This window comes from Myceligenerans halotolerans (assembly GCF_054782975.1).
The window spans coordinates 198,653-220,118 of record NZ_BAAGRL010000045.1 but is presented as its reverse complement, the minus strand read 5'-3'; the positions used below and the strand labels follow the sequence as shown (position 1 = coordinate 220,118).

Below are 21,466 nucleotides of genomic sequence, written 5' to 3'. Positions count from 1 at the left end.
ATGAGCCGACGTGAGGCCCGCCGAGTGGCGGACCTGCACGAACAACTGCGGGTCGCGACGACCGGGCTGAACCTGGTAGGCGCTCGACCGACCATCCGGGTGCACCGCGCCGGCAGCAGGAGTGTGCAGCGCCTCAGCGAGGGCGTCCAGCAGGACCTGTGCGAGCTGTGGGCCGTGATCGGCCAGAATCCCAACCTGCGCCGAGTGTGCGGTCTGTCGGCCGGAATCGAACTCCGGACGGACTTGATCGAGAAGGCGGCCGAGAACGCGGGCTTCGTCCTCCCGCAGCCCGCTCATGGAGTCCGGTCACGCTGGCGTCGCACGCAACCGCCCTTGGGCAGCGACGTGCCCGGATCGTGGTTCGACCTCGAGCTGGCCCTCCCCGACGCGGCCGGTCCTCGGCACGCTGCCTCGGTGTTCGCGCGGTCCGCGCCTCGCCTCCCGGTCGCGTAGGTCACGAAGCGAGCTGCTTGCGGATGATGTTCTCCGCGTGACGTCGGATAGGGATGGCGATCTCGGTGTCGTCGCCGAGTTCGACGGAAGCGAGGTACTTGGACGCGGCGGCGAGCTGGGCGACCCCTCCTGTGTACCCGGTAAGCTGATCGGCGAACACATTGCGGACCGTGGCCGCGACGTCGGGCTGGAGGACGGCGGCGCACGCGAGTGTCGCGGCGTCGTAGCCGGCAGGTGCCCAGCCCCAGTCCTCCCAGTCGAGGATCGTCAGCGTCAGAGCGGTGAGGTTGGCGAAGTGGAGATCGCCGTGTGCGACGGTCCAATCGACACGCGAGGGATCGACCTCGACGCCGAACAGCGCGAGGATGCGCAACCACATCGACTCTTCATCCGCCATGACGCGCTCGGTGTCGATCGTTGACAGGGAACCGAGACCTGCACGCAGCCTCTGCCACCACACATCGGGCAGGTCAACTGGGTGATCGAGTACGAGTCCGGTTGCGAGTGCCTGGTCAGGAACGTAGGTCATCAGGTCGGCTCGCGCGATGCGGACACCGTCGGCCCAGTCGAGGCTCCCAAGCAGGTGCGGCTTCGGGATGGCCGCGAACTGCGGGCCAACAGCCTCGGCGTTGCCGACCCAGTCGGGTTCGTCAGCCCAGTCGGCGCTGGCCGAAGCGATGCGGAGCCAGGCGTCACCGCCGTCAGCGGTGCGGACCTTGATGCCCAGGGTGCGGTCATGCCAGCCGTACACCGGCTCACCTGCTGGTGAGCAGTCGAGTTCTTCAACGGCTTGCACCAGGTGGCGTGGCAAGAGATCGCGGTAGGTCAGCAGATGGTCATTCACGAGCGCGGTTCCCCTCAGATGCGTGGCTGGACCAAGATCTCAGCATCCGAGAATCCGATCCGCGAGGTGGTGCAGCGGAACCACCAGGTCGAGGTAGTCACCGATCTCACTGCGGCGGAGCATGCGGACCGCCGCCAGAAGTTGGGAGCGGCGGCCGTCCGGTGAATCCAGAATGTCCGCGAACTGCGCGCGGACGGTCTGAGCGACCTCGGGAACAAGAAGGCTGTGGCAGTACAAGGTCGCGGCGTCGTAGCCAGCGGGCGCACGCCCCCATCCTTCCCAGTCCAGGATCGTCAGGTCGGGCGCGGTGAGGTTCGCCCAGTGCAGGTCGGCGTGCGTCGTTGTCCACGATTCGACCGTGGGGTCGATCTTGTCGCCGAAGTACTGCCGCAACTGCTGGGCGACCTCATCCTGGCTGCGCACGACTCGCTCAGTCGGCGTATCGGCCAACATGTCGAGCGCGGCGGCGAGCCGCGTGAACCATGCGGAGTTGAGCCTGGGATCTGTGATGAGTTCTGGGGTAGGCGAAACTGGGGTCGCGGTGATCAGGGTCTGGACCTCGATGCGGAACCAGCGGTCCTCGGCGCGCAGTTCCGTCCAGGCCAGCAGGGCGGGCTTGGGTACTCCCGAGATCACGTTCGCATCGAGGTTCCCGGTCCAGAACGTCGGGTCGTCGCGGATCCAGGCGGGGTCTTCACCCACGACACGCACCCAGCACGGCTCACCGCCTCGGGTCCCGGACACACCCGCTGTGCGGTCGCCCCAACCCCGCGTGATCTGCCCGTCCAGCACACACCCCAGGTCTCGTGCTCCGGCTCTCAGGGCTTCATCGAGGCGGTTGCGCCGTGCACTCAACGTCTCCTCGGTGAATTCGGCCATGCGCCGCCTCCCAGCGGTAGGGCAGGATGAATGCCATGGTCAAGCTGGATGCGCGAGAACATGGTGCCTTCCTGCGGGACGTGCGTGCCATCGACCTGCCCTCGGCCGGCTGGCCCTTTGACCTGCCGGCAATCCAAGCACTCACGAACGGGCTGAGTCTTGATCATCCGGTCGTCATGCTGTGCGGAGACAACGGCTCGGGCAAGTCCACAATCGTCGAATCAATCGCCGTCGCGTGCGGGCTCAACCCCGAGGGCGGCTCCCGAAACTTCGCGTTCAGCACCCGCGCCGCCGAACACACGCTCGCCGACCTGCTACGGATAGCGCGTCACGCGGGCAAGCGACCACGTGACGGGTTCTTTCTGCGAGCCGAGTCGTATTTCAACGTGTCGACCGAGATCGAACGCCTCGACCGGGACCCTGGCTCTCCTCCGCTGCTACCCGCATACGGCGGCGTCTCCCCGCACGAGCGTTCTCATGGTGAATCCTTCCTGGATCTCGTGATCCATCGTTTCGGACCGGACGGCCTGTACGTACTCGACGAGCCCGAGGCCGCCTTGTCGGTGACCGGATGCCTGACGCTGCTGGCACGGATCGGCGAACTTGTACAGAACGGTGCCCAGCTCATCGTCGCGACGCACTCACCGATCCTGCTCGCCGCACCCACCGCGGTCATCTACCAACTCGACGAACACGGCATCGAGCAGGTTGAATACGACGACGCACTGCCGGTAACGCTCACCCGTTCATTCCTTGCCGACCCAGAACGGTTCCTGAACCGGCTCCAAGACTGACCCGGGGAAGGAGTGGGCTACCGGTAGTACGGCCAGCAGCGCTTCTTCGGCGCACACGGACCGCATGACGGTCCGCAACTCGGCGGACACGTCGGCTTGCACGCCGGATCGCATGACGGCGCACACGCGGGGTCGCAGCGGTTGGGACCACACTTCGGGCCGCAGTCCGGGAGTCGCGACGCAAACGCCGCCTGTAGCTCCGCCGTCGCCTCCGAGTGCGCCTCCCCGGCCAGGATGTCCGCCAGGGCGCCGTCCCGGACGTTCCCGACCGGCATCCACCGCGTGAAGACGCACGGCCAGACCTCGCCGGTCGGGCTGACCGCCACGACGCCGTCACCACAGTTGCCGCACAGCTCCGCCGTCGTCGCCTCACGGTCCCGGATGCCGCGCCCGACCTGCCGCAGGCGGTCCACCCCGACCTCGGTCACGCCCAGCGCTTTCAGCTCCGCCGTGGCTGCCTCGACGTTCTGGTCGTCGAGCATCCCGATCACGCCCGCGCGCAACGGGATCTCGCGGCGGATCGCTTCGGCGATGTTCTCCCGCGTGCGGGCGTGGGTGTTGCGCTTCGTGACCAGGAGGTGCTGCTTCGGGTCCGTGGAGTACCAGGAGCAGGCGAGCCGGACGCCGGGGCGGGTGAACGTGTCCCACATGCGGTCCGAGACATGTACCAGGTTGGAGAAGATCTCGACCTCCAGCCCGCGCGTCAAGGCGTGCTCGACAAGGTCGGGCAGGTCCGGGTGGAGAGTCGGCTCGCCGCCGATGAACTGCATCATCTGCACGCCCAGCTCGGCGCACTCGTCGATCACGCGCCGCCAGTCGGCGGTGTCCATCACGCCGTGGGTGCCGGCCGGGCCGGACTCGGCGTAGCAGTGGATGCACTCCAACTGGCACTTTCCGGTGATCTCCAGCCACACGAACGACAAGCCCGTGTCAGCGCGGTCCTGGGTCTCGCGGGAACTGCTCGTCTCGATCGTCATCGACTTCCTCCTCATGTTGGGAGCGGCGGTCGTGAACGCTGAGGCAGCGCGAGATGCATCGAACAGCAGAGCGGCCCGGAACCCCGATCACCAGCGCGATTGACACGATGCACAAATGGGCGCATATCACAGAAGCGATTGACAAAGGGCTGGCCCGGCATCGAACCAGCCGTTTCTTGAGCGATGTGGGAGTCAGACGTACGCCCGGTGGTACTCCGCCATGACCTCGTTTCCGCCCCAAGAGGTAGATTCGGCGACGCAGCCGTTGGCGTCGACTCCCATCCCGGGACCCACCTCGCGGCTCATCGCTACTTCTTCGGCCGAGACGCACCACGAGGAGGCCTTGACGTGCGTACCGCGCCCCTTTCCGGTGCGCCGGACGACGCTCGTGCCGTCCTGAGCGGACGGTTCGTCGACGTCCTTCCGATCAGTGCGCATAGTCATCCTCACCACGTTCGAGCTGCCTCAGGCGGGCCGGCCGGGCGCCCCGAGGCCGTCACGCCGGGCGTGCCCGGGCGACGAGGTCCGCCAGCTCGGCGCGTGACGAGACGCCGAGCTTGGGGTAGGCCCGGTACAGGTGGGAGCCCACGGTTCTGGGGCTGAGGAAGAGCTGGGCGCCGATCTCCCGGTTCGTGGCTCCGGTCGCGGCCAGCCGCACCACCTGGAGCTCTTGCGGGGTCAGCGTGTCGAGCGCGGCGCCGGCGCCGTTCGGGTCCTTCCGGGCAGCGCGCCCGCCGGCCGCGACCAGCTCCCGCCCGGCCCGCTCGGCCCAGGGGACGGCACCCAGCGTGGAGAAGAGGTCCATGGCGGAGCGGAGCTGACCGGCCGCGTCGGCGCGACGTCGTTCCCGTCGCAGCCATTCGCCGTAGAGCAGGTGGGTCCTGGCATGCTCGAAGGGGCGACCACCGCGGGCGTGCAGCGTGAGCGCCGCTCGGTAGTGCGCCTCGGCCTCGCCGGGTACGGCCAGCAGGGCGCGGCAGCGGTGCGCGACGGCGGCTGCCCAGGGCTGGCCGCTCGCCGTGGCCCAGGCCTCGAAACGGGGGAATGCCGCCATCGCGCGTTCAGGTTCGCTGAGCCGGGCGCACGCCTCGACGAAGTCGGCGATCGCGAACGTGACCATCACGGTGTGGCCCACCGGACCGTCCAGAGTCTGCGCCATGCGCTCGGCCGCCGGGGCATACCGGGCCCGCACGAGGTCGAGCAGGGTCAGTGCGCTGCCGCCCCAGCCGGAGCCGTGACGCTCCTGGAGCGTGCCCTGAGCGTGGCGGGCGAGGCGCAGGCATTCCTCGTCGTCACCGCGAAGGGCGGCCAGGCGTGCCAGGATGCCGTGCAGATGCCGCAGCCGCCCCGCCTGCCCGGTATCGTGCGCGATCCGCCGCGCCTCGGCACCCGACTCGGCCGCCTCGGCGTAGCCGCCGCGCAGGATGTGCGCCTGGGTGAGCAACTGCAGCGCGTGCGGCAACGCCCCGATGAGGCCCTTCTCGCGGCACATGTCGACCCGGGCCGCCGCCAGCTCGCAGGCCGCGGCGTCGTCTCCGGTCATCAGCGCGCTGAGCACGGCGTAGGTTCCCGTGACCTGGTCGGTCGTGGCGGTGCCCCTCGCGGGTATTGCCTCCCGCAGGAGCGGCAGGCCCGCCCCGGCGTCGGGCGCCCGGGGCGGTCGCGCTGCTGGTGGCCATTCCGAGAGCGCGAACGCGCGGGGCATAGAGTCGCGTCGTGGTGTTCCTCGAACCGGACGGTCTCGTCCTGATCACCGATGGCGGCCTGGCGACCGAGCTCGAGGCGCGCGGGCACGACCTCTCGGACCACTTGTGGTCGGCGCGGATGCTGGCCGACGCCCCCGACGAGATCAAGGCCGCTCACCTGGCGTTCTTCCGGGCCGGAGCGGTGATCGCGACGACGGCGAGCTACCAGGCCTCGTTCGACGGGTTCGAGGCACGTGGCATCGGCCGGGACGACGCCGCGCGGCTGCTGCGGCGCAGCGTCGAGCTGGGCCAAGCCGCCCGCGACGAGGTGGCCGACGACGGGCGGGAACGCTGGGTGGCTGCATCGGTCGGCCCCTACGGTGCGGCGCTGGCCGACGGATCGGAGTACCGGGGCGGGTACGGGTTGAGCGTGGCCGAACTGGCGGCGTGGCACCGACCCCGCCTCGAAGTGCTGGCCGGCGCGGGACCGGATGTGCTGGCACTCGAGACCATCCCCGACACGGACGAGGCCGAAGCGCTGATGACCGTGATCTCCGGGATCGGCATCCCCGCGTGGCTGACGTACAGCATCGACGGCGATCGCACACGCGCCGGGCAACCGCTGGCCGAGGCGTTCGCCCTCGCACGGGACGTGCCCGAGGTCGTGGCGGTGGGCGTCAACTGCTGCGCTCCGTCCGACGTGTCAGCGGCGATCGCCGTCGCAGGCGAGATCACGGGAAAGCCGGTGATCGTCTACCCCAACAGCGGCGAGGGCTGGGATGCTCAGGGACGCACGTGGACGGGTACGTCGCAGCACTCCGGGCAGCAAGCACAGCAGTGGGTCGCCGACGGCGCGCGGATCGTGGGCGGATGCTGCAGGGTGTGCCCGGCCGACATCGGCAAGATCGCCCGCGCCGTAGTCGGCGCAGGCTAGCGTCCGCATCCGGGTGGCGTGAGGGGGCGGGCAGGTGCCGCCCCCTCACGCCGGTCAGGTCAGCCGACGCGCAGGACGATCGGTGCCGACTGCCAGATCCCGGTGTACCGGACGGTCTTGCCGGGGACCGGCGCCTCGATCTGCATGCCGTCACCGGCGTAGATCGCGATGTGCCCGGGCGACCACAGCAGGTCGCCAGGTCGCGCCTCGCTGAACGGGATCTCGGTCCCGGCGTAGCGCTGCTCGGAGGACGTGCGGGGCAGGTTGATGCCGACCTGCGCGTACACGTACGAGGTGAACCCGGAGCAGTCGAACCCCGCCGGGGTCGACCCACCCCACAGGTACGGCACCCCGAGGTACCGCATGGCGACCGACACGACCTCGGAACTCGCCGCCGAGGCGGGAATGTCCGCTGCGGCAGCCGAGGCAGCCGAGGCAGCCGAGGCTGCCGCGGCCGCTGCGGCTGCTGCGGCTGCGGCGGCCTCAGCCTCAGCCTGCGCCGCGGCCTCGGCGGCAAGCTCCGCCTGGTACGCCTCGTTCTCCGAGGCCGGCACGACGGAGACGGCCGACTGCTCGACCTTCAGCTCCGTGTCCGGAGCGACGGTCACCACGGGGGCCGCGGCCACTGCCTGGCGCGCCTCCGTGATCACGGCGTTGAGGCCGGTCGCGTCCAGCACGCCATTGAGGGGCTTGCCCGCCACCGACGTGTCGACCGACCCGGCGGCCGGTGCGGCCTGGGCGGGGACGGCGACCAGGGACAGCAGTACGCCCGAGCCGGCCGCGGCCGCCACGGCGGCACGACCGGCGAAGGCGCCGGCCTGCTCGGTGGCGGCGCGGGCGACGTCGGCCAGGACGGGGCGGCGCGCCGCCCGGTGACGACCTCGGCGGCGCACGGCCGGGGTCAGGATGAAACTGGGCTCCATGAAACTGGGACCTCTCTGATCGGAGGAGAACCACACGCGCTGCCCCGCGTCGGGGCGCGCTGAACCCGTCGACGTCGACTCCCGTACGGGGTCGCGCCGGCGGAGGGTGGTCTACGTCCGGGAGATCCCCAGGGCATGCAGCGACGGCGCGGCGGCTACGGCCACGCCCGTCGGAACCTGGCGCGCGTCGCGCGTGCCGGCGGCGGCACGCCACGGCTCGATACACTCCGGCGCCGCGGCGAGGTCCGGGGACGACGCCGGGGCCCGGTCGGACCGCGCCGTCACCGGGCCGCCCTCGTGGCAGTCGTACCTGCCCTCGCCGTGGTGTCCGGAATCCGGCACGACGACGACGGCGTCCGCGTGCGCGCCGCCGCCGTGGCCGGACTCGTCCAGGTGGACGCTGCATACGGCCTGCACGCCGATGACAGCGAGCACGAGGCACATGACCGTCAGGACGCGCGCGAGGTCTCGCCGGGAACCGGCGAGGAACGGTCGAATGCGACGGGTCAGGGTCATGGCGAGCCCAAGAGTAACGGAACGGACACGGTGCCAGGCAACGCTCATCGGAACATCGGTCATGCGGCCTTGCCCTGAGGCCCTTGGCGTGGGTACATTCCCCGAGTAGATACCCCCTCAGGGTATATATGAGTGGCCCACACGCCGCCGTCTTGCCCGTCCGTCCCACCCAGCGAAGGCTGATCACCATGAGCCAGGACCACCACGACCACGACCAGCACGGCGGAGCCGACGCGCACGTCGGCCACACGGACCACGGCGGCCACGCGGGCCATACCGACCACAGCGGCCATGGCGATCACGTCGGCCAGTTCCGGCGCCTGTTCTGGATCATGCTCGCCCTGTCCGTGCCGGTCGTGGCCGCCTCGGGAATGTTCGCGACGCTCCTCGGCTACTCGTTGCCCGCCGTCCCGGGCCTGGCGTGGGTCTCGCCGGTGCTCGGCACCGTGATGTACCTATGGGGCGGGCGGCCGTTCCTGACCGGCGCGGTCAGCGAGATCGGCGCCCGCAGGCCCGGGATGATGCTGCTGATCGGGCTGGCGATCACTGTCGCCTTCCTCGCGTCCTGGGGCGCGAGCCTCGGACTGCTGGACCACCAGCTCGACTTCTGGTGGGAGCTGGCGCTGCTGATCGTGATCATGCTGCTCGGGCACTGGATCGAGATGCGGTCGCTGGCCCGGACGACGTCGGCGCTGGACTCCCTGGCCGCGCTGCTGCCGGACGAGGCCGAACGCGTCGAGGGCGACCACGTCGTCACCGTGACACCGTCCGATCTGCGCGTGGATGACGTCGTCGTCGTTCGCCCGGGCGGTCGGGTACCCGCCGACGGTCAGGTCGTGCAGGGCTCGGCCGGCATGGACGAGTCCATGATCACCGGAGAGTCGCGTCCGGTGTCTCGCACCGAGGGCGACCCGGTGGTGGCCGGCACCGTGGCGACCGATTCCGGGGTCCGGATCCGGATCACCGCCGTCGGCCAGGACACCGCCCTGGCCGGCATCCAGCGCCTGGTCAACGATGCCCAGAACTCCAGCTCCCGGGCCCAGCGACTGGCCGACACCGCCGCCGGGTGGCTGTTCTGGTTCGCCCTGGGCGCCGCGATGATCACCGCGATCTTCTGGTCCGCGGCCGGTATGCCGGACGCCTCGGTCGTGCGCACGATCACCGTGCTGGTCATCGCCTGCCCCCACGCCCTCGGTCTGGCGATCCCGCTGGTGGTGTCCATCGCGACCGAGCGCGCGGCGCGCGGCGGGGTGCTGGTCAAGGACCGGCTCGCGCTCGAGAGCATGCGCACCGTCACCTCGGTGCTGTTCGACAAGACCGGCACCCTCACCAAGGGCGAGCCCACCGTCACCGACGTCCACGTCGCGGGCGGCGACGACGAGGACACCGTCCTGGCGCTGGCCGCGGCCGCCGAGTCCGACTCCGAGCACCCTCTGGCTCGCGCGGTCGTGCGCGCCGCACGCTCTCGTGATCTGCGGGTACCCGGCGCCTCGGAGTTCACGTCGTCCCCGGCGGTAGGGGTGAGCGCCACCGCGGAGGGCCGGCAGGTCGCCGTCGGCGGTCCGCACCTGCTCGAACAGCACGGCACCGGTGAGCTCGACGTCGCCGACCGGTGGCGCGCGGACGGCGCGATCATCCTGCACGTACTCGTCGACGGCCGGGTCGCCGGCGCGCTCAAGCTGGCCGACGAGATCCGCCCTGAGTCCCGCGACGCCGTCGGTGCGCTGCACGCCCTGGGCGTGCAGGTCGTGATGATCACCGGCGACGCCGAGGCCGTGGCCAGGTCCGTGGCCGACGAACTCGGCATCGACAGGTACTTCGCCGGCGTCCGCCCCGAGGACAAGTCGGCCACCGTGCGCCGGCTGCAGGACGAGGGGCACAAGGTCGCGATGGTCGGCGACGGCGTCAACGACGCCCCGGCGCTCGCCCAGGCGGACGTCGGGATCGCGATCGGCGCGGGCACCGACGTCGCGATCGCGTCGGCCGGGGTGATCCTGGCCGGCGACGACCCGCGCTCGGTGCTCTCGGTGATCGAGCTGTCCCGCGCGAGCTACCGCAAGATGAAGCAGAACCTGTGGTGGGCGGCCGGGTACAACCTCGTCTCCGTGCCGCTGGCCGCCGGCGTGCTCGCACCGATCGGGTTCGTCCTGCCGATGTCCGTCGGCGCGATCCTCATGTCGCTGTCCACGATCGTCGTGGCCGCCAACGCCCAGCTCCTGCGCCGCCTGGACCTCCGGCCCCCGGCCGGCACCCGCACGACGTTTTCATCGGCGCCGCCGGTGGGATAGCCTCCGTGCCGTGCGCGTGATCTCGCTCCTTCGTCCGGCCGTCGCCCGGCCTCGGCGACGGCCGATCGGCGCGCTGGTGATCCTGACGGTGATCCTCGGCGTGGTCGTGATGCACTCGATGAGCGGGTCGCCGGCGTCGCACGCGCACCACGTGCCGCACGGCTCCTCCGCCGTCGCCGCTCCCGCCTCGGGGGCGCAGGTCACGGCGGCACAGCTTGTGGCTGCCATCGGCACGGCGGCACAGAACGTGAACGTCCCCACCGTCGGCGAACGGAGCACGGGCGCCTGCCATGACGGGTGCGGCGGCCACGACCTGGCCACGGCGATGTGTCTCATGATCCTCATCGCGCTCCTGGCCCTCGCCGTGCCCGCACGACGGCTCCTGTGGCGGGCCCCGCTCGAGTGGTCGATGCCGCTGATGCCGGCACCCGCCGGTGTCGGCGCCGTCGCCGCTCCTTCCTTGCACGAGCTCTGCATCTCCCGGACGTAGACCCGGCCGCGCCGCACATCGCGCCGACCGGAGAGCGCGACCGTGCCCCGGCACGGCCGTGCCGACAAGTGCTACCCCGAGACGAGTTAGAGGAAGACCTCATGAAGCGCACTCTTTTGTCCGTCATCGCCCTGACCGGCGCACTCGCCCTCACGGGCTGCTCGGGTTCCGAGGAGCCCGCGCAGGACACGACGACCATGGCGGGCGAGCACACGGAGCACAACGATGCGGACGTCATGTTCGCGCAGATGATGATCCCCCACCACGAGCAGGCGATCGAGATGGCCGACGTCGTCCTGGCCGAGCCGGGCATCGACCCGCAGATCACCGAGCTCGCCACGCAGATCAAGGCGGCGCAGGCCCCCGAGATCGAGCAGCTCGGCCAGTGGCTCGACACCTGGGGCGCCGAGCGCGTCTCCGAGCACTCCGGCCACGCGGGGATGGAGGGAATGATGTCGGAGGAGGACATGCAGATGCTGAGCGAGGCCGCCGGCCCCGAGGCCGGCCGCCTGTTCCTGGAGCAGATGATCGTGCACCACCAGGGGGCGATCGAGATGGCGCGGACCGAGATCGAGTCCGGCCAGGACGCCGGCGCGATCGAGATGGCGCAGGCGATCGTCGACACGCAGGACGCCGAGATCCAGGCGATGGAAGAGCTCCTCGCCTCGATGTGACCGACAGGTGGTGTGCCGGCACGGGGCCGGCGCACCACCCCTGCATGAAGGAGCCCGCGCATGCGCCAGACCCTTGCCCGCCCGCATCCCGGCGCCGTGGCGACCCGGGCAGCCGCCGCGGTGCTCGCGGCGCTCCTGCTCGGGCTGTGGTGCGCACCGTCCGCCACCGCACACACCCGGCTCGATTCCTCGGCACCGGCCGCGGGGTCGACGTCGACCACCCCGGTCGCCGAGGTCGCCCTGCGGTTCACGCTGCCGGTGAGCCCGCTCGGCGACGGGGTGGTGATCGAAGGCCCGGACGGCACCGTCGCGGCCGACGTCGCCACCGAGGACGGCCTCGTCCTGGTGGCGACCCCGTCCGACGAGTTGACCGCCGGCGACTACACGGTGTCCTGGACCGCGGCGGCCCAGGACGGCCATCCCCTCGAAGGCAGCTTCAGCTTCACGGTCGCCGGCCCGGCCCCGGGAGGAGAGACCTCCGGAAGCACCGGCGAGCCGTCGGCCGGCGCGACGCCGGCCCCGGGAGAGACCACCGGCGACACCGGCGCCGACGACAGCAGCACCGGGTCACACTCCGGTGCGGGCTCCGACGACGGCCACGACATGGGACACGACCCCTCGGCGATGGACAGCCCCGTGACCGGTGCCGCGGGAACGGTGGCCAGGCTGGGCAGCGCTGCCGCGCTCTGGGGCGGCCTGGTCGCCGCCGGCGGTCTGGCGTTCGCGGGCCTCGTGCTGCGCGGCCGGGACGAGGCCGACGTGCCGTCCGTGCTACGGCTCGTACGGTGGGCGGGCGTGCTGGTCCTCATCGGCCTCACTGTCCGTGTGCTCGCCAGGTCGGTGCTCGTGGCGCACGGCGATCTCGCGGCGGCCGTCTCGCCATCCGCGATCCGAGTCTCACTCACCCCCACGACGATCTGGGACGTCGGCCTCCAGGCGGCCGGCGCCGTCGCGGTGGTGGCGGGTGCCCGGCGCACCCTGCCGGGGTCGTGGCTCGCGATCCTCGGCGCCGTGCTGATGGGCGCCGGACACGTCGTCGGCGGCCACAGCAACACCGTCGAACCGCGATGGCTCGTCGTGACCGCCGACGTCGCACACCTCGCCGCCGCGGCCACGTGGGTGGGTGGCGTCGTCGCGATGGGGCTCCTGCTGCGCGACCGGCGCCGGGACGGGCGCGACCTCGACGCCGCGCTGATGGGAGCTCGCTTCTCCGTCGTCGCGGCCCTGTCCGTGGCGGTGGTCGGTGTGACCGGTGCGGTGCTGGCGGTCAGCATCCTCGACCGCCCGGGTCAGCTCTGGGAAACCAGCTGGGGGCTGCTCCTGCTGGCCAAGATGGGTGTGGTTGCGGTCGTCGGGGCGATCGGCGCGTACAACCACTTCGGCGTCGTGCCGCGGCTCACGGCACGACGTCGCGGGGTGGTGCGCCATGCGGGACGCTCCCGCACGGCGAGCGGCACGCTGCAGCGCAGTGCCGGCCGGGAGACCGCGCTGATGGTCGTGATCGTGCTGCTCACAGCCTGGCTGGTCGCCGCATCGGTCCAGGGCTGAACGGTCGCGATCCTCACGGTCAGGCCTCGCCGAACGTCCTCGAACCGCTGCGGCCGGACGTCACCGGTACTGCGCCGTGATCGGGCACTCCATCGGATCGATGTGCCCGAGCCCCACGCGGTTGAGGTAGCGGATCACGATCCCGTAGGACTCCAGCAGCCCGGTCTCCGTGTACGGGATCCCCCGCTCGGCGCAGAACTCGCGCACGATCGGCTGCGCCCGCCGCAGGTTGCCCGAGGCCATCCGCGGGAACACGTGGTGCTCGACCTGGAGGTTCAGGCCGCCCATCGCCCAGTCGACGAACCAGCCGCCGCGGATGTTGCGGGACGTGAGCACCTGGCGACGCAGGAAGTCCACCTCGGCGTCCTTCGGGATGAGCGGCATGCCCTTGTGGTTGGGCGCGAACGCGGCCCCCATGTACACACCGAACGCCATCATCTGGACCACGAGGAACGCTGCACCGAGCCACGGCCCGAGGGACGCGATGACGAGCACCGGGAACCCGATGAGCCGGATCCCGAGCAGCGACCACTCGGCGGCCCGGTGCTTGATCGCCGGCGTGGTGGCCAGGGCGTGGATTGCGGTCGCGTGGAACACCGGGCCGAACAACGTGAGCAGCGGGAAGAACAGCCAGCCCTGACGCCGGGTCACCCAGCCGAGCAGGCCGGTCCGCCCCTCCGCCTCGCCCGGGACGAACACGAGCGCTCCCGTGGCGATGTCGCCGTCCTTGCCGATCACGTTGGGGTTGCCGTGGTGCTTGTTGTGCTTGCGGGTCCACCACCCGTAGCTGAGCCCGACCACGAGGTTGCCGATGATCCGGGAGAACCATGCGTTGCGCGACCCGCTGGTGAACACCTGCTGGTGGGCGCCGTCGTGCGCGAGGAACGCACCCTGGGTGAAGACGACGGCGAAACCCGCCGCCACCAGCAGCTGCCACCACGTCTGGCCCAGCGTCAGCAGCAGCACGATCGCGAGTGCCAGCTCCGCCGCCAGGGCTACCGTGCGCCATACGTACCAGCGGAACCGTCGCTCCATGAGCCCGGCGTCGTCGACACGGCGCATGAGGTCGAAGTAGTCGTTGGTCTGCGGGTTGCGGGCGGTGCGTGCGGTGCGTGGCCGGGCTGACCGGGCCGGGCGAACCGGGGTGTCGATCGTCATGGGCGCCACGGTAGGAACGCGGTCGTACCGGGCGCGTCCCTCGCGGGAGCCAACTTCACCCCCTACGTGAGTAGTGGGTCCTCGTCCTCGACGACGGGGATGACGGCGGCGAGTTCGAAGCCGCCGTCGGACCGCGCGCCCGCCGTCACCGTGCCGCGGAGGGCACCGACACGCTCGCGGATCCCGGCCAGGCCGAGCCGGGCGCCCGGGGCCGGCTCGGCGGCCCGCTCGGGGGCGGAGTTGGTGATGCGGAGGGTGAGATCGTGGCCGTCGTAGGAGAAGGCGACCGCGACCGACGAGCCCGGGGCATGCCGCAGTGCGTTGCTCAGGGCCTCCTGGACGACGCGGTAGGCGGTGAGCCCGACGGCGTCGGGCACCTCGGCGTCGGTCCCCGAATAGGCGATCTCGACGCCCGAGGCGCGGGTGGAGTCGATGAGGCCGGCGACGTGGGGAAGGCTGGGCAGCGGTGCGGTGGGCGCGGTGTCCTGGCCGCGCAGGATGCCGAGCAGGCCACGCATCTCCCCCAGCGCGCGCCGGGAGGAGGCCGCGATCTCCCCGAACTCCCGCTGAACGGCGTCGTCGAGACCGGGCAGGCGGTAGGCGGCCGTCGTGGCCTGGACGGTGATGACGGACATGGAGTGGGCGACGACGTCGTGCAGCTCACGGGCGATGCGATTGCGTTCCTCGAGCTCGCGACGGCGAGCGACCTCGGCGGCGCTGAGCCGCTGGGCCTCCTCGACGCGGCCCACGCTGGCGATCCACAGCCTGACCAGGAGCCCGACCAGGGCGAACGCACCGCTCAGTGAGAGCAGCACGACGCCGTTGGCCATCACGGCGTCGTCGGCCTCGCGGTCGGAGGCCACGGGCACCAGGACGGTGAGAGCGGGCGCCAGGACCGTGAGCATGGCCCCGGCCAGCCAGAGGGACGCGGCCCAGTACCAAGGGTGGCGCAGGGCGAGGACGAACACGGTGAGGCAGTGGGTGAGCAGGACGGTGACCGGCCACGGCCAGGGCCACTCGGGCGCGGCTCCGGCGGTGATCAGGATCAGGACCAGCGCCCCGGCGACCGACGCGCCCAGGCCCGCCCAGGGCCACCGGACCGCCAGGGCCGCGGCGGAGCAGTGCAGGAGGATGCCGGCCATGGCCGCCGACGGGTGGGTGCCGTAGCCGGACGCGGTGACGGGCCACCCGACAGCGACGAGCACGACGGTGCCGACCGAGACGACCGTCCACAGCCACACGACGGCGCGGCGCGCGGGTGAGACGGGGGCCGTGTCGGTCCGGGTCAGGGCGCGCATGACGGCCGGGAGGCGGGGTTCACGGTGGCGGTCCATCACTGTCAGACTAAGAGGTCGGTACGGGGCGCGGCGTCACTCTCCAGAGCCAATCTCGGGTGCGGGCCGGGCGCCGGGATCGGGATAGGTTGAATTCATGATGTCCTCCCCCGACCCCCACGAGCGGGACATCCGCGTCCTGATCGTCGACGACCAGTCGATGATCCGAGCGGGGTTCGCCGCGCTCCTGGACGCCCACGAGGGCATCACCGTGGCCGGTACCGCCGAGGACGGCGCGGGCATCACCGAGGTCGTGCGGCGCACGCGGCCCGACGTCGTGCTGATGGACATCCGCATGCCGAAGGTGAACGGCCTGGACGCGACCCGCGCGATCCTCGCGTCGCCCGGCACACCACCGAAGGTGATCATGCTGACCACGTTCGACGCCGACGACTACGTGTTCGCCGCGCTGCGCGCGGGGGCCAGCGGGTTCCTGCTGAAGGACTCCCCGCCGGAGGAGCTGACGCACGCGGTCCGGGTGGTGGCCGACGGCGAGGCGCTCCTCTCCCCCAAGATCACGCGGGCACTCATCGCCGACTACGCCGCACGGCCGGACGCGCGGGCCCGGCCCGACGCCACACTGTCCGCGCTGACCGACCGCGAGCTGGACGTGATGCGCCAGGTCGCGGCCGGCCTGTCGAACGCCGAGATCGCGGACGCGCTGGTCCTCGCCGAGCAGACCGTCAAGACTCACGTGTCGCGCATCCTGAACAAGCTCGGCCTGCGCGACCGGACCCAGATGGTGGTCCGGGCCTACGAGTCGGGCCTGGTCCGCGCGGGGCGGTAGATCACGCTCGACCGGGCGCGGGCCTACCCCCTACACGTACGTCATCTCCAGCAGGCGGTCGCGCAGGGCCTCCAGTTCGTCCGCGGTCGAGTCGTCGCCCCAGATGGGCTGGGCGCTGGCGCCGTCCGCGGCGGCGACCACCAGGGCGCACAGCTCCTCGGGCAGCCCGTCCTCCCGGAGGTCCTGCCGCCACCGGCGTGAGTCCTGCTGGGCCAGCTCGCCCACCGACTCGATGGTGGACAGGTGCGCGATGAGCGCCAGTTCCTCGCGGGCCGCGGCGGCGTCCTTCGCGGCGTCGATGGTCACGCGCACGTAGGCCCGCACGAGACGGCCCGGCGCTTCGTCGTCGTCGGCGACGGCGGCCAGGACCGCGGCCCGGAACCGTCCCAGGCGGTCGACGACCAGGGCCCGCAGGAGTTCGTCCTTGCCGGCGAAGTGGTACAGCAGGCCGCCCTTGGAGACCCCGGCGCGGCGTGCGACGTCGTCCAGCGACCCGGACACACCGCGTTCGCGCACCACCCGCGCCGCCGCGTCCAGCAGCGCGCGCCGCGTCGCCTCCTTGTCACGTCCCGCAACCCTGCTCACCTCGTGCACCCCTCCCGGTCCGGCCGCCCTACCTTGCCACAGTAAGCGACGTCACGCGTTTACTGTACCGACCAGACGGTATAGTAAGCGCCATGACCACGACCGCTCACGCCACCGAGATGTCCACCGGCCGCCGGTGGGCCGCGCTCGCCGTCCTCGTCCTGGCGGTCGGGCTGCTCGCCATCGACGGCACCGTCCTGTACCTGGCCGTGCCCTCGCTCACCCGCGACCTCGACGCGACCGCTACCGAGGTGCTCTGGATCGGCGACGTGTACTCGCTCGCCATCGCGGGCCTCCTGGTCACCATGGGCACCGTCGCCGACCGGATCGGACGCAAGCGGCTGCTACTGATCGGGGCCACCGCCTTCGGCGCCGCCTCGGCGCTCGCCGCGTTCGCGCCCAGCGCCGAGGTGCTCATCGCCGCCCGGCTGCTGCTCGGCATCGCGGGGGCGACGCTCATGCCCTCGACCCTGTCCCTGATCCGCACGATCTTCCCCGACGCGCGCGAGCGCACGCGGGCGATCGCGGTCTGGTCCGCGGCCGCCGGCGCGGGCGCCGCCGCCGGGCCGCTGGTGGGCGGCGCACTGCTGGAGCACTTCTGGTGGGGATCGGTGTTCCTCGTCAACCTCCCGGTGGTCCTGGTCCTCGTCGGCGCCGGGATCGTCCTGCTCCCCGAGTCGCGGGACCCCGCGCCGGGCCGGCTCGACCTGCTCTCGGCCGCGCTGTCGTTCGCCGCGCTGGTGCCGCTCGTCTTCGGGATCAAGCACGCGGTGAGCGACGGCCTCGACGCCACGACGGCCGCCGCCCTCGCGCTGGCCGCCGGCGCCGGCATCGCGTTCGCCCGCCGCCAGCGGAGCCTGCGGAACCGCTCGCTGTCCCCGCTGCTGGACATCGACCTCTTCCGCGTTCCCGCCTTCAGCGGCGCGGTGCTCGCCAACTTCATCGCGATCTTCGCCCTCACCGGGCTGCTGTTCTTCTTCTCGCAGTACCTCCAGCTCGTGCGCGGGTTCAGCCCGCTGGTGGCCGGAGTCGCGGAGCTTCCCGCGACGCTCGCGTCGATCGTCGTCGTGGCCCTGGTGGGCGTGGCCGTGGCGCGCCTGGGACGCGGGCGCGCGATCGCCGCCGGCCTGGCCGCCATGGCCCTCGGCATGACCGCGATCGCCGCGGCCGAGGGCACCGGCCACTACGTGTGGCTCGCCCTCGCCCTCGTGCCCACGGGGCTGGGTGTCGGGCTGGCGATGACGCTGACCACGGACGCCGTCGTCTCGTCCGTACCGCCGGCCAGGGCGGGTGCCGCGTCCGCGATCTCGGAGACCGCCTACGAGCTGGGCGCCGGGCTCGGCGTCGCGGTCCTCGGATCGCTCGTGACGCTCGGCTACCGCGCCCGCATCGCCCTCCCGCAGGACCTGCCCGACGACGTCGGTGCGCGCGTGTCCGACTCGCTCGCCTCCGCCGTGGCCGCGGCGGGCGACCGGCCCGACGTCGTCGACGCCGCCCGGGAGGCCTTCGTGGGGGCGCTGCAGGTCAGCTGCCTGGTGGCCGCGGCCCTGACCCTGGCCGCCGCGGTCGTGTGCTGGCGGATCGTCCCGTCGGAGCCCGCCGCGGCGTCACGCCCGCCGGCTCAGGCGCGCGACCTGGCCGGCAGCCGGACGAAGTAGCTCAGCTGGTGTCGCCGTCACCGTCCTGCGCCGTCACCGCGGCGCGCCCCGCCTCGAGGCGGGCGACCGGGACCCGGTACGGCGAGCAGGACACGTAGTCCAGGCCGGCCTGGTCGAAGAAGCGGATCGACGCCGGGTCGCCGCCGTGCTCGCCGCAGACGCCGATCACGAGTCCTGGGCGCGCGGCCCTCCCCTCGGCCACCGCGATGTCGATCAGGCGTCCCACCCCCTCCTCGTCGATCGACTCGAACGGCGAGACGGCGAAGACGCCCTTGTCCAGGTAGGCCGGGAAGAACGCGCCCTCCACGTCGTCGCGCGAGAACCCCCACGTCGTCTGGGTCAGGTCGTTCGTGCCGAAGGAAAAGAACTCGGCGGCGGCGGCGATCCGGCCGGCGGTGAGCGCCGCGCGCGGCAGCTCGATCATCGTGCCGACAGGGACCTGGAGGTCCACCCCGGTGGCGGCGCGCACGTCGGCCAGGACCGCGTCGATCTCCGCGCGCAGGAGGTCCAGCTCCTCGACGCCGCCGACCAGCGGCACCATGATCTCGGGGCGAGGCGTCCCGCCCGCGCGCCTCCGGGCGGCCGCCGCCTCGGCGATCGCCCGCACCTGCATGGCGACCAGCCCGGGGACCACCAGGCCGAGCCGGACCCCGCGCAGTCCCAGCATGGGGTTCTGCTCGTGCTGCTTGCGCACCGCCTGCAGCAGGCGCACGTCGTCGCGCTCCGGCTCGCCGCGTTCCCGGGCGACCGCGACCCTGACCGCGAGCTCGGTGAGGTCCGGCAGGAACTCGTGCAGCGGCGGGTCGATCAGGCGGATGGTGACCGGAAGGCCGTCCATCGCCTCGAGGATCCCGGCGAAGTCGTCGCGCTGGAGCGGGAGGAGCGTGTCGAGCGCCTTGTCCCGCTGCTCCTGCGACTCGGCGAGAACGAGGTCCTCGACGTAGTGGCGGCGCTCCCCCAGGAACATGTGCTCCGTGCGGCACAGCCCGATGCCGCTCGCCCCGAACCGGCGTGCCCGCGCGGCGTCCTCCGGGGTGTCGGCGTTGGCGTGCACGCCCAGGCGCCGGACGTCGTCGGCGTGCCGCATCAGGCGGCGGACGGCGCGCACGACGCCGGCCGTGGCGTCGCCCTCCGCGTCGCCGTCCCCGCCCTCGTCGCCGACGACGGCGCCGCCTGCCCGGCCCGGGACCTGGGCACCGCGCCCGCCCTCCCGATCCTGGCCGGTCTCCCGATCCTGGCCGCCTTCCAGATCCCGCAGGACGGGCGACGGCACGGCGGCGATCTCGCCCTGGTACACCGCACCGGTCGTGCCGTCGACCGAGATGACGTCGCCCTCGGCCACCTCGACTCCCCCGGGGCCGGTGAACCGCCGCCGCTCCATGTCGATCTCGATGCCCTCGACGCCCACCACGCAGGTCTTGCCCATGCCACGGGCGACCACGGCCGCGTGCGACGTCTTCCCGCCGCGGCTGGTGAGGATCCCTTCCGCGGCGACCATGCCGGGCAGGTCGTCGGGACTGGTCTCCCGCCGCACGAGGATCACCCGGTCACCGCCGGCCCGCCGGGCCGCCGCCTCCGCGGAGTCGAACACCGCGGCCCCGACCGCCGCGCCGGGCGAGGCGGGCACGCCCCGCGCGAACGCGGTGATGCCGGAATCCCGGTCGAAGCGCGGGAACATGAGCTGCGCGAGCTGGTCGCCGGTCACCCTCCGCAGCGCCTCGTCCAGGTCGATGACGCCGTCGTCGGCGAGCTGGACCGCCATGCGGAACGCCGCCGCCGCGGTGCGCTTGCCCACGCGGGTCTGCAGCATCCACAACGTGCCGCGCTCGATGGTGAACTCGATGTCGCACAGATCCTTGTAGTGCCGCTCGAGCCTCGCCATGATGCGCATCAGCTCGTCGTAGGAGCGCCGGTCGATGTGCTCGAGCTCCTGCAGCGGGACGGTGTTCCGGATGCCCGCGACGACGTCCTCGCCCTGGGCGTCCCGGAGGTAGTCGCCGTACACGCCCGGCCGGCCTGTGGCGGGGTCGCGGGTGAAGGCCACGCCGGTGCCGGAGTCGCGGCCGAGGTTGCCGTAGACCATCGCCATGACGTTCACGGCGGTGCCCAGGTCGTGCGGTATCCGCTCCTGGCGCCGGTACGCCCGGGCGCGGTCGGTGTTCCAGGACTCGAAGACGGCGCGGATCGCCATGCCGACCTGCTCGCGGGCGTCCTGCGGGAAGTCGCGCCCGGTCCGGCCGCGCACGATCGCCTTGTACTCGGCGACCAGATCCCGGAGGTCGGCGACCCCGAGATCGAGATCGCTCGCCGCGCCCCGGGCACGCTTCATCCGTTCCAGCGTGTCGTCGAACAGGCGGCCGTCGACGCCGAGCACGGTCTTGCCGAACATCTGGATCAGCCGGCGGTACGAGTCCCAGGCGAACCGCTCGTCGCCGGACTCGGCCGCGAGCCCCGCGACCGAGGCGTCGTGCAGCCCGATGTCGAGGACGGTGTCCATCATGCCCGGCATCGAGTACATCGCGCCCGAGCGGACGGACACGAGAAGCGGGTCCTCGCTCGCGCCGAGCCGCTTGCCGCGCTCGGCCTCGAGCCGGGCGAGGTGCCGGTCCACCTCCTCCGCCAGCCCCGGCGGTTCGCGGCCCTCGGCGAGGTAGTACCGGCAGGCCCCGGTGGAGATGGTGAAGCCCGGCGGCACGGGCAGGCCCAGGTTGGTCATCTCCGCGAGGTTGGCGCCCTTGCCACCCAGGAGCCTCTTCTGCTCCTTGCCGCCCTCGGCGAAGTCCTGGACGAAACGGCGGGCAGCGTAGGACGTGCGGTCATGGGGGCAGCGGGGAGCACGGGGAGCATCGGTACGGTCGGACATGGGACCTCCTCGTCGCAGATCCCCTCGATATCACCACCGTACCCGCGGGACCGAGAGCCCGCGGAGCCCCTGGCCT

At 72.0% G+C, this 21,466-nt stretch carries 20 protein-coding genes; 9 read left to right on the top strand and 11 right to left on the bottom strand.

Annotation, left to right across the window (positions count from 1 at the left end; translation table 11 throughout):
• Positions 1-453 carry a hypothetical protein gene (locus tag ACYVK5_RS22730; RefSeq protein ID WP_460708254.1) on the top strand — a complete coding sequence of 151 codons (453 nt, stop codon included), beginning with the start codon at positions 1-3 and terminating at the stop codon, positions 451-453.
• 1 nt (position 454) lies between these two features.
• On the opposite strand, the gene ACYVK5_RS22725 is transcribed toward ACYVK5_RS22730, so the two are convergent.
• Positions 455-1,297 (bottom strand): phosphotransferase, encoded by an 843-nt coding sequence (locus tag ACYVK5_RS22725; protein WP_460708253.1) that lies wholly within the window; start codon positions 1,295-1,297, stop codon positions 455-457.
• 39 nt (positions 1,298-1,336) lie between these two features.
• Positions 1,337-1,999 (bottom strand): hypothetical protein, encoded by a 663-nt coding sequence (locus tag ACYVK5_RS22720; RefSeq protein WP_460708252.1) that lies wholly within the window; start codon positions 1,997-1,999, stop codon positions 1,337-1,339.
• A gap of 212 nt (positions 2,000-2,211) precedes the next feature.
• Between ACYVK5_RS22720 and ACYVK5_RS22715 the strand changes: the two genes are divergently transcribed.
• Positions 2,212-2,970, top strand: coding sequence for an AAA family ATPase (locus tag ACYVK5_RS22715; RefSeq protein WP_460708251.1), 759 nt, complete (start codon positions 2,212-2,214; stop codon positions 2,968-2,970).
• A 17-nt stretch (positions 2,971-2,987) separates the two neighbouring features.
• Here the strand turns inward: ACYVK5_RS22715 and ACYVK5_RS22710 are convergent, their stop codons facing one another.
• The 3 genes from ACYVK5_RS22710 to ACYVK5_RS22700 form a co-directional block, all read right to left on the bottom strand.
• On the bottom strand, positions 2,988-3,947 hold the full coding sequence (locus tag ACYVK5_RS22710) for a radical SAM/SPASM domain-containing protein (protein WP_460708250.1): 960 nt from the start codon (positions 3,945-3,947) through the stop codon (positions 2,988-2,990).
• 192 nt (positions 3,948-4,139) lie between these two features.
• Complete coding sequence (locus tag ACYVK5_RS22705; protein WP_460708249.1) at positions 4,140-4,385, bottom strand: hypothetical protein; 246 nt, start codon at positions 4,383-4,385, stop codon at positions 4,140-4,142.
• 58 nt (positions 4,386-4,443) lie between these two features.
• A complete protein-coding gene (locus ACYVK5_RS22700; protein ID WP_460708248.1) occupies positions 4,444-5,652 on the bottom strand; it encodes a helix-turn-helix transcriptional regulator in 1,209 nt (402 codons plus the stop codon).
• A gap of 11 nt (positions 5,653-5,663) precedes the next feature.
• Here ACYVK5_RS22700 and mmuM point away from each other — a divergent pair, with 11 nt between their 5' ends.
• Complete coding sequence (gene mmuM / locus ACYVK5_RS22695; protein WP_460708247.1) at positions 5,664-6,566, top strand: homocysteine S-methyltransferase; 903 nt, start codon at positions 5,664-5,666, stop codon at positions 6,564-6,566.
• Between the two features lie 59 nt (positions 6,567-6,625).
• Here the strand turns inward: mmuM and ACYVK5_RS22690 are convergent, their stop codons facing one another.
• Together ACYVK5_RS22690 and ACYVK5_RS22685 are read right to left on the bottom strand one after the other, a co-directional pair.
• Positions 6,626-7,489, bottom strand: coding sequence for a C40 family peptidase (locus tag ACYVK5_RS22690; protein WP_460708246.1), 864 nt, complete (start codon positions 7,487-7,489; stop codon positions 6,626-6,628).
• 111 nt (positions 7,490-7,600) lie between these two features.
• The gene (locus ACYVK5_RS22685; RefSeq protein ID WP_460708245.1) at positions 7,601-8,005 is read right to left on the bottom strand and encodes a hypothetical protein; all 405 of its coding nucleotides are present in this window, start codon (positions 8,003-8,005) and stop codon (positions 7,601-7,603) included.
• A gap of 188 nt (positions 8,006-8,193) precedes the next feature.
• On the opposite strand from ACYVK5_RS22685, the gene ACYVK5_RS22680 reads away from it, so the two are divergent.
• The 4 genes from ACYVK5_RS22680 to ACYVK5_RS22665 all read left to right on the top strand — a co-directional run bounded on the left by ACYVK5_RS22680 (position 8,194) and on the right by ACYVK5_RS22665 (position 13,005).
• Positions 8,194-10,293, top strand: coding sequence for a heavy metal translocating P-type ATPase (locus ACYVK5_RS22680; RefSeq protein ID WP_460708244.1), 2,100 nt, complete (start codon positions 8,194-8,196; stop codon positions 10,291-10,293).
• A 10-nt stretch (positions 10,294-10,303) separates the two neighbouring features.
• Positions 10,304-10,783, top strand: coding sequence for a hypothetical protein (locus ACYVK5_RS22675; protein WP_460708243.1), 480 nt, complete (start codon positions 10,304-10,306; stop codon positions 10,781-10,783).
• 101 nt (positions 10,784-10,884) lie between these two features.
• Positions 10,885-11,457 carry a DUF305 domain-containing protein gene (locus tag ACYVK5_RS22670; protein WP_460708242.1) on the top strand — a complete coding sequence of 191 codons (573 nt, stop codon included), beginning with the start codon at positions 10,885-10,887 and terminating at the stop codon, positions 11,455-11,457.
• A 60-nt stretch (positions 11,458-11,517) separates the two neighbouring features.
• Positions 11,518-13,005: a copper resistance CopC/CopD family protein gene (locus tag ACYVK5_RS22665; protein ID WP_460708241.1), complete on the top strand. Its 1,488-nt coding sequence runs from the start codon at positions 11,518-11,520 to the stop codon at positions 13,003-13,005.
• Between the two features lie 60 nt (positions 13,006-13,065).
• Here the strand turns inward: ACYVK5_RS22665 and ACYVK5_RS22660 are convergent, their stop codons facing one another.
• Both ACYVK5_RS22660 and ACYVK5_RS22655 read right to left on the bottom strand, forming a co-directional pair.
• A complete protein-coding gene (locus ACYVK5_RS22660; protein ID WP_460708240.1) occupies positions 13,066-14,163 on the bottom strand; it encodes a fatty acid desaturase family protein in 1,098 nt (365 codons plus the stop codon).
• Positions 14,164-14,225: 62 nt separating this feature from the next.
• The gene (locus ACYVK5_RS22655; RefSeq protein WP_460708239.1) at positions 14,226-15,497 is read right to left on the bottom strand and encodes a sensor histidine kinase; all 1,272 of its coding nucleotides are present in this window, start codon (positions 15,495-15,497) and stop codon (positions 14,226-14,228) included.
• Between the two features lie 97 nt (positions 15,498-15,594).
• Here ACYVK5_RS22655 and ACYVK5_RS22650 point away from each other — a divergent pair, with 97 nt between their 5' ends.
• Positions 15,595-16,284: a response regulator gene (locus ACYVK5_RS22650; protein ID WP_460708238.1), complete on the top strand. Its 690-nt coding sequence runs from the start codon at positions 15,595-15,597 to the stop codon at positions 16,282-16,284.
• Positions 16,285-16,314: 30 nt separating this feature from the next.
• Here the strand turns inward: ACYVK5_RS22650 and ACYVK5_RS22645 are convergent, their stop codons facing one another.
• Positions 16,315-16,869 carry a TetR/AcrR family transcriptional regulator gene (locus ACYVK5_RS22645; RefSeq protein ID WP_460708237.1) on the bottom strand — a complete coding sequence of 185 codons (555 nt, stop codon included), beginning with the start codon at positions 16,867-16,869 and terminating at the stop codon, positions 16,315-16,317.
• A gap of 92 nt (positions 16,870-16,961) precedes the next feature.
• On the opposite strand from ACYVK5_RS22645, the gene ACYVK5_RS22640 reads away from it, so the two are divergent.
• Positions 16,962-18,527 carry an MFS transporter gene (locus ACYVK5_RS22640; RefSeq protein WP_460708236.1) on the top strand — a complete coding sequence of 522 codons (1,566 nt, stop codon included), beginning with the start codon at positions 16,962-16,964 and terminating at the stop codon, positions 18,525-18,527.
• Position 18,528: 1 nt separating this feature from the next.
• Here the strand turns inward: ACYVK5_RS22640 and ACYVK5_RS22635 are convergent, their stop codons facing one another.
• Positions 18,529-21,390 carry a pyruvate, phosphate dikinase gene (locus ACYVK5_RS22635; protein WP_460708235.1) on the bottom strand — a complete coding sequence of 954 codons (2,862 nt, stop codon included), beginning with the start codon at positions 21,388-21,390 and terminating at the stop codon, positions 18,529-18,531.
• Positions 21,391-21,466: the final 76 nt, after the last annotated feature.

Coding starts and splice junctions, on each gene's coding strand:
- ACYVK5_RS22730 (WP_460708254.1), top strand. CDS start 1: ATGAGCCGACGTGAGGCCCGCCGAGTGGCGGACCTGCACGAACAACTG.
- ACYVK5_RS22715 (WP_460708251.1), top strand. CDS start 2,212: ATGGTCAAGCTGGATGCGCGAGAACATGGTGCCTTCCTGCGGGACGTG.
- ACYVK5_RS22710 (WP_460708250.1), bottom strand. CDS start 3,947: ATGACGATCGAGACGAGCAGTTCCCGCGAGACCCAGGACCGCGCTGAC.
- ACYVK5_RS22705 (WP_460708249.1), bottom strand. CDS start 4,385: ATGCGCACTGATCGGAAGGACGTCGACGAACCGTCCGCTCAGGACGGC.
- ACYVK5_RS22700 (WP_460708248.1), bottom strand. CDS start 5,652: ATGCCCCGCGCGTTCGCGCTCTCGGAATGGCCACCAGCAGCGCGACCG.
- ACYVK5_RS22690 (WP_460708246.1), bottom strand. CDS start 7,489: ATGGAGCCCAGTTTCATCCTGACCCCGGCCGTGCGCCGCCGAGGTCGT.
- ACYVK5_RS22685 (WP_460708245.1), bottom strand. CDS start 8,005: ATGACCCTGACCCGTCGCATTCGACCGTTCCTCGCCGGTTCCCGGCGA.
- ACYVK5_RS22680 (WP_460708244.1), top strand. CDS start 8,194: ATGAGCCAGGACCACCACGACCACGACCAGCACGGCGGAGCCGACGCG.
- ACYVK5_RS22670 (WP_460708242.1), top strand. CDS start 10,885: ATGAAGCGCACTCTTTTGTCCGTCATCGCCCTGACCGGCGCACTCGCC.
- ACYVK5_RS22665 (WP_460708241.1), top strand. CDS start 11,518: ATGCGCCAGACCCTTGCCCGCCCGCATCCCGGCGCCGTGGCGACCCGG.
- ACYVK5_RS22660 (WP_460708240.1), bottom strand. CDS start 14,163: ATGACGATCGACACCCCGGTTCGCCCGGCCCGGTCAGCCCGGCCACGC.
- ACYVK5_RS22655 (WP_460708239.1), bottom strand. CDS start 15,497: ATGGACCGCCACCGTGAACCCCGCCTCCCGGCCGTCATGCGCGCCCTG.
- ACYVK5_RS22650 (WP_460708238.1), top strand. CDS start 15,595: ATGATGTCCTCCCCCGACCCCCACGAGCGGGACATCCGCGTCCTGATC.
- ACYVK5_RS22640 (WP_460708236.1), top strand. CDS start 16,962: ATGACCACGACCGCTCACGCCACCGAGATGTCCACCGGCCGCCGGTGG.
- ACYVK5_RS22635 (WP_460708235.1), bottom strand. CDS start 21,390: ATGTCCGACCGTACCGATGCTCCCCGTGCTCCCCGCTGCCCCCATGAC.